Raw genomic sequence first — 6,130 nt, forward strand, 5'->3', positions numbered from 1 at the left:
CGAGGACTTCCGCCCGGCACGCCGAGAGCACGCACCAGACGCCGCGGAGCCGCCCTTCGGGCGACGACGGGAATGTGACGACAGGACCTAGGGCGGACGTCCCGTGCGTCCACGGTGGCGGGTTCCAGCGGTCTTCTGGTCGACTGTCAGGCTGGGCCGACGCGCAGGGGACGCATCATTTCGTTGTCCTCGTGTTCCAGGAGGTGGCAATGCCACATGTACCGGCCTGTCTGACCGAAGCGCACCTTGACCCGAGTTGTCTCCTGCGGATAGGCGAGCACCGTGTCCTTGAAACCGCGCTCCCACGCCTCCGGGGAACGACGGCCACCGGCCGGGAGCGTTTGCCGGTCGACGACCTGGAACTGCACCTCGTGGATGTGAATGGGGTGGGCGTCCTTCGTCAGGTTGACGATCTCCCAGATCTCCGTCGATCCCACGGCGGGGTTCTCCGTGATGGGATCGGCCCATCCCAGTAGTTTCGGTTTGCCGTTCGGCCCGATGACACCGAGCAGAACTTCGCGGGGGCTCACGCCCGGCACGCGGGCTGAGCCCACCTCGCCGAGACTGACCTGTCGGGTGCGGTCTGCTGCGCCGAGGGGCTCGAAGGGTGGCAGCGTGAGCTGTGCGGGAGGCGTCGATGTGTCCGCCGCGACGAGCGGTTTGATCACGAATTTCATGACCTGCCCGGTGGTCTTCGGGTTCGCCGCGGGGAAGCCGGTCCCGACCGCGCCTCCCGCGAACACGCCGTCCGGTCCCTCGTTGATCAGGTACAGCTCCGTGCCGACCGGGATCGAGGAGAAATCGACGACGACATCGGCGCGTTCGGCCGGGGCGAGCAGCAGTTGGTCGCGCCGAACGGGTGCGGGCAGGAAGCCTCCGTCGCTTCCGACCTGCCACAGGGAAAGCCTTGCCGGTACCGGCCTGCGGGCCAGTCGGTCAGTGGCGATCTTCAGGATGAGGGTACGTGAGTTGCAGCCGTTGAGGAACCGGAACCAGTAGCGGCGCGGCTCCACGGGCAGCACCGGCCAGGTCCTGCCGTTGGTGACCATCGCGTTGCCGAAGTACTCCGGGTTCCAGATCGGCGGAATGTCGCTGCCGGGCACATAAGGACCCTTGAACCCGTCGAACAGCGCCCGGCTCGCCGGATAGAACAGAGCCCCGTCGGTGCGGAACGAGCGGTCCTGGACGACGACCGGGATCTCGTAGTAGCGCGCGCCGGGCCGGTCACCGAGCCTCGGTGCGGGCCCAGGAAGGACGCCTTCCCCCAGGTCCGACGGCCCGCCGCGCAAAAGGTAGAAGCCCACCATTCCGGCGTACACGTTCAGCCGGGTGATGCCCAGGGTGTGGTCGTGGAACCACAGGGTGGCGGCCCGGCCGCGGTTGGCGTAGTGGAAGACGGCCTCGCCCGGGCCCCAGGGCACACCGGTCTTCGCCTCGGACTTCTTCGCGAACTCCTCGTAGAAGGATCCGACTCGGGCGTAACCGCGGGGAATGCCCTGCGCGTCGGGCAGGTACCAAGCCTCGGCGTATCCGTCGCTCTCCTCCGTGTTCGCCCCGCCGTGCAGGTGGGTGACGACGGGAACCGGTCCGCCGTACGGCCCGGGTGTCGAGGTGAACATGGTGTGGGAGTCCCGCTGTTTGGCCCCGCCCGGCGGGTTCGCCCAGTGCAGTGTGGGATCTACCGGCAGCAGATGCGGCAGATATCCGCCGCTCATGTCGACGAGTTGATTGACCCACCTGACCTGGACCGCTCGTCCGTGCCGGGCTTCGATGGTGAACGCGGGATAGTGGAACGTTTCGGGATGCCCGGTCGAGCCGTATCCGAACACCGTTGTGGCCGGCATGCCCGGAGGAAGCACCTGCTGCCGGAACTGACGGACGCCGATCGTGTAGATGTCCCGGCCGGCCCGGCTGTCCAGCGGCATGACGGGCGGTATCACAAGTTCGGCCACGTACTTCCGTATCACCGCCGGATCAAGGACTTCTGCTTCCGCCGGCGAAGCGCGCGGCGTCACCGTACCGGGAACGGAAAAGAGAGACGCTCCGCCTGCCAGAGTGGCCTGAAGCACGAGCCTCCTGCTGATCACTGGGCTTCTCACCTCGACTCAGGACATCGGAGCACGGCACCAGAGGGCCCCTCGCAGTACCTCTGACCTGCGGTTTCCCTCCGACCTGCGCAAACTTCCACGCTTCAACCCGCGTCAGCCCGTTCCGGCCCGCCTCGGGCCGCCTCGGGACGGCGTCCGTGTTCCCGTGGGAACACCACCGGAAACACAGGTACGCGCAGTGCCCTGACCAGCCCGTACCCGCCCCGGGCTCCACGAGCCCGCGCCGGCTGCCATGTTGACCGAAACCTGTCGCGCACCCGTTGCCGGGCGGACGCAGCAGCGGCCCCGATCATCCGCGATGAGGTGGACAGCCGGGGCTGCTCCACGCCCGCCGGGGCATCACGATCAAGCGCTCAGGCCTGCGAGGGCGAGAAAGCGATTCGGCTGGTCGCTACGTCGCGGCCTCCTGCTCCAGTTGGGGCCATAGCCCCTCGTCGTCAACGGGGGTGCGGCCGTCGGCCATGACTCGCCACTGGGCAGGACCGGGCATAACCGCACGCAAGCGGCCCGCGAGCGGGGCCGCCCCGAGGTCAGCGCTCGGGCTTGGGGGGCCGCTGCATCAGCGCGGCCGCAGCCTCGTCGATATCGACGGCAGGCGGCCAGCGCGAGGACAAGCTGAGCGACGCGGACGGCGACGCCCTCGAAGGTCCGGCCGCCATGCTGTTCCAGGTCGAGCTGGCCCTTGAGGGTGTCGTTCACCGACTCGATCAACTGCGACTTCAGCAGGGATTCGCCCTTGCGGCGTTTCCGATCGGGCACGCAAGGGGCACGGGTGGCTGCCTGTGCGCGGCTACAGCGACGGGGTCAGCTTCTTGCGCCGGGTGAATCGACGGCCGGCTACCCAGAGGTTGACCAAGAACAGCACTGATCCAGCGATGGGCCAGCCCATGGATCCACCATCGCGGTAGGCCTCGATGCCGATCACCAGCATCAGTGAACCGACCGCCACGCCCACCACATCGAGGAGGACGTCTGCCTGCCTCGCGATCTTCGAAAGGTTGACCACGGCTAGATCGTGGCAGGTGACCGCGCTCATTGCCAAGGGCCGTTTCTCTGCCACGACCTGTGAGTCAAGCTACCTCGAGCGCGATCAGTAGCCGGAGTTCTGAACTCGCCCGCCTGCGCTCTGCGGCTCCGTCACCGGTCAAGCTTCTGACCAGCGGCGGAGCCGTCGACCTTTGTCATCCCCGGTCATCGTCGCGCACCGCCGGACGGCCCGGAGACGGCCCGAGCGGTGGCAGTCCACGATCCCCGCTTTCCAAGTCTGCTGGTGGCTGAAGGAGCTACCTACCGGGGTGTTCACGTGCGTTCATGCTCGACTGGCCATCGGGGCAGCGACGTCACGGGGATCTCGCCTGAACGACTGCGAACGGGACTGAATGAGACGGCGGGCACGAGGCGGGCCTAGCCGTCGGTCACGCTGACCTGAATCCCGGGGTGTGGTCGGTGATGTCGGGCCGTCTGCCGAACTCATGGTGAGGCGCAATGATCGCCGCGCATCAAGCCGTGCAGGCGATCCAAGGTGTCGAGCGCAGACCCGTCCCCCTCATCACCCGGCCCGCGGCTGATCACCAAGAGAACCAACCGGGAGTGGCTGAGTAGACCTGTGGCGTGTAGTCGCAGTTGTGCTCGCTGAGGCGCTCGGCCACCATGTTCGCTGCCCGCTGTTCGCCGCCGGCGTCCACGCTGTCGGCTGCCACCACGAGGGCTAGGGCGGCCACCATGCAAGCAATGAGGAACGCGGGGCGCGAAGGCTTGCTCCTCACGGTCGCTGTCGCCGCGCCGACGACGGCCGTCAGGAAGACTCCTGCGACCAGCGCTAGAGCCACGAGCGTGAGGTGGTTCAGGGTTGGTGACTCGTGGCACAACACGTATTGGCGGCCCGACCGGAAGCCCTGCACCCGCTCGAAGAGCGCGGCCAACCCAAGCGCCGAGCCGAACGCAAAGACGTGCCACGGTCGCACATCGAAGTGCTGATCAGCCTTCATTCCGCTCACGGCTCCCCCACTAGCTACCCTGCCCCAATGTGTGCCGCACCCTACATAGCGGTCGATGCAGCGACTTCGGCCGGGAGCCGCTTACCTCTGAAACGCCAGAGGCCCCGGATCTCTCCAGGACCTCCGGTCTGTGCGCACTCGGCAGGATTCGGACCTGCAATCTTCTGATCCGTAGCTCTATGTGGGTGGGTCCGTGACGGTCATACCGGTCGGGCGACGGCCGTACGAGGACGCTGCCGGACGGGGCTGGTTGCTGTGGTTGCTGGTAGTAGTAGGAGGCGCCGGAATACACCCCGAGGAGTTCCATCGGGCCAATGAGCCTTTCCCGGTAACCGGTCGTCGCTCGCTGTGATCGCAGTTCCGCCGTGGGCCGCGTCGACGCCATCCCGGCAAGTTCCGTGCGGACAAGGCGTATTTCTCCGCCGACCACCTGGCCTGGCTCCGCGAGCGGGGGCTCGTCCCGCGCATCGCGCGCCCGGGCATCGAGTCGGGCGAACGCCTCGGCCGGCACCGCTTGAAGATTGAGCGGTCGATCTCCTGGCTGTTCGGCTACCGTCGGCTCACCGTCCGGTACGAGCAGAAGGGCTCGCACTTCCTCGCCTTTCTCGGCCTCGCGGCCGCCCTGACCTGCTACAAGAAGCTCGCAAGACTGGGGTCGGGTGGCCGAGGGCCGCAGCGGTCCCCGGCCACCCGGCCGTGATCACCGGTCAGGCCCAGGTCACCGGTGCCTGGAGTTCCGTCACCCAGTCGTCGCGGTTCTCCGGGCACTCCAGGTTGATCTCCCGGGGATATCCGGCCGACTGGTAACCGTTGCCGTCGATCCAGCGGGCCAGGATCTGGGCTGTGGGCAGCACGGTGTCCATCAAGCCGCGGTGCACGATGGTCGCCGCCTTGTCGAGGGGCGGCAGGTCGAGCACCTTGAAGGTGCTGTCCTGGAGGGGGGCGGAGACCTGGACGGCGGCGTGAACGCTGATCCGGCCGTCGCCCCCCGGAGCATCCTCGTAGTAGGCGACACCGGGGCCCGTGGGAGTGATACCCGCCGCATCCAGGAGCTGGAACAGCTCGTCGTAGAGAGGCCCGATGACGGGGCCGATGTCCTCGGGCTCGAAACTCGCGGCAGTCGCGACCAACTCCGCCACCCGCACGGCCGGGACGCTCTTGATAACGACGTCGTTCGTGGGCATGTGCCCCTCGCTCTCGATCGCTCGGAGCCTCGCCTCGACCTGCACCAGCCGCACGGCCGCCGCGGCCATGGCGGTCTCCAGCTCGGCCCGCCGCAGCCGCAGCATGCCACGCAGCTCCTCCGTGGCGACCTTCTCCTCCACGATGTCCTGCACCTGCTGGAGGGTGAAGCCGAGGTCCTTGAGCGCGATGACGCGGTTGAGCCGGGTGAGCTGAGCGGCGGCGTAGTAGCGATAGCCCGTGGCGGGGTCGACGTGGGCAGGGCGCAGCAGTCCGATCGCGTCATAGTGACGCAGCATCCGGACCGAAACGCGGCCGTGCCGGGCAAAGTCTCCGATGGTGAACATGGTGTCTCCGAGTCCAGCGCCTGACACGGTGTGAGGGTCAAGAAGCTACCTGCCCGGCGACGAACAGCAAGAACGCGGGATGGCATCGTCAGCTCCACGCTGTGAAGCCACCGTCAAGCGAAGTGCCTCGCGATGCACCACTACGTGAGACATCCTCTAAGAAGTCAAGTGAAATATATTTCCTGGCCAAAATGAAGACTCTTTCGCCTCCCAAGGGAACTGCTCACGACTGTCGCTTTGAGTACGAGCAACATGGGCATGCCTATGTTCAAACGCTCGGCTGCGACGTCGAATTGACAACCAATTAGCCTCGATCTTGCATGAGGGTCCGTCAGCAAGCTGACGCTCATGCAAGATCGAGGCTAAGGAGCAGCCGACCGCTGAGGAGACCGCGGCACAGACACGGCAGTTGTAGTTCCGGCGTCTGTGCTGGTCGGCGGCTTGCGGGGTCGGGTGTGGGCATAGGTACGGCCACCGTGATCATGAACGTTTGTGA

At 66.8% G+C, this 6,130-nt stretch carries 4 protein-coding genes and 2 pseudogenes; 1 reads left to right on the top strand and 5 read right to left on the bottom strand.

Translation table 11 applies throughout. The features are described from left to right. Positions 1–146: 146 nt before the first annotated feature. The 4 genes and pseudogenes from ACIQFZ_RS42950 to ACIQFZ_RS42965 all read right to left on the bottom strand — a co-directional run bounded on the left by ACIQFZ_RS42950 (position 147) and on the right by ACIQFZ_RS42965 (position 4,096). The gene (locus tag ACIQFZ_RS42950; RefSeq protein ID WP_402693951.1) at positions 147–1,952 is read right to left on the bottom strand and encodes a multicopper oxidase family protein; all 1,806 of its coding nucleotides are present in this window, start codon (positions 1,950–1,952) and stop codon (positions 147–149) included. A gap of 750 nt (positions 1,953–2,702) precedes the next feature. After that, positions 2,703–2,864 (bottom strand): annotated as a pseudogene (locus tag ACIQFZ_RS42955) (IS982 family transposase); the annotation flags it as partial. Between the two features lie 34 nt (positions 2,865–2,898). Beyond that, positions 2,899–3,144: a hypothetical protein gene (locus ACIQFZ_RS42960; RefSeq protein WP_383064039.1), complete on the bottom strand. Its 246-nt coding sequence runs from the start codon at positions 3,142–3,144 to the stop codon at positions 2,899–2,901. A gap of 532 nt (positions 3,145–3,676) precedes the next feature. Further along, positions 3,677–4,096, bottom strand: a complete 420-nt coding sequence (locus ACIQFZ_RS42965; protein WP_376653124.1) for a hypothetical protein — start codon at positions 4,094–4,096, stop codon at positions 3,677–3,679. Positions 4,097–4,493: 397 nt separating this feature from the next. Here ACIQFZ_RS42965 and ACIQFZ_RS42970 point away from each other — a divergent pair. Then, positions 4,494–4,805: pseudogene (locus ACIQFZ_RS42970) on the top strand (transposase); the annotation flags it as partial. Positions 4,806–4,812: 7 nt separating this feature from the next. Here ACIQFZ_RS42970 and ACIQFZ_RS42975 read toward each other — a convergent pair. Then, positions 4,813–5,634: a MerR family transcriptional regulator gene (locus tag ACIQFZ_RS42975; protein WP_383064037.1), complete on the bottom strand. Its 822-nt coding sequence runs from the start codon at positions 5,632–5,634 to the stop codon at positions 4,813–4,815. Positions 5,635–6,130: the final 496 nt, after the last annotated feature.

The sequence above is a fragment of the Streptomyces sp. NPDC093064 genome, assembly GCF_044754605.1.
Classification (GTDB): domain Bacteria; phylum Actinomycetota; class Actinomycetes; order Streptomycetales; family Streptomycetaceae; genus Streptomyces.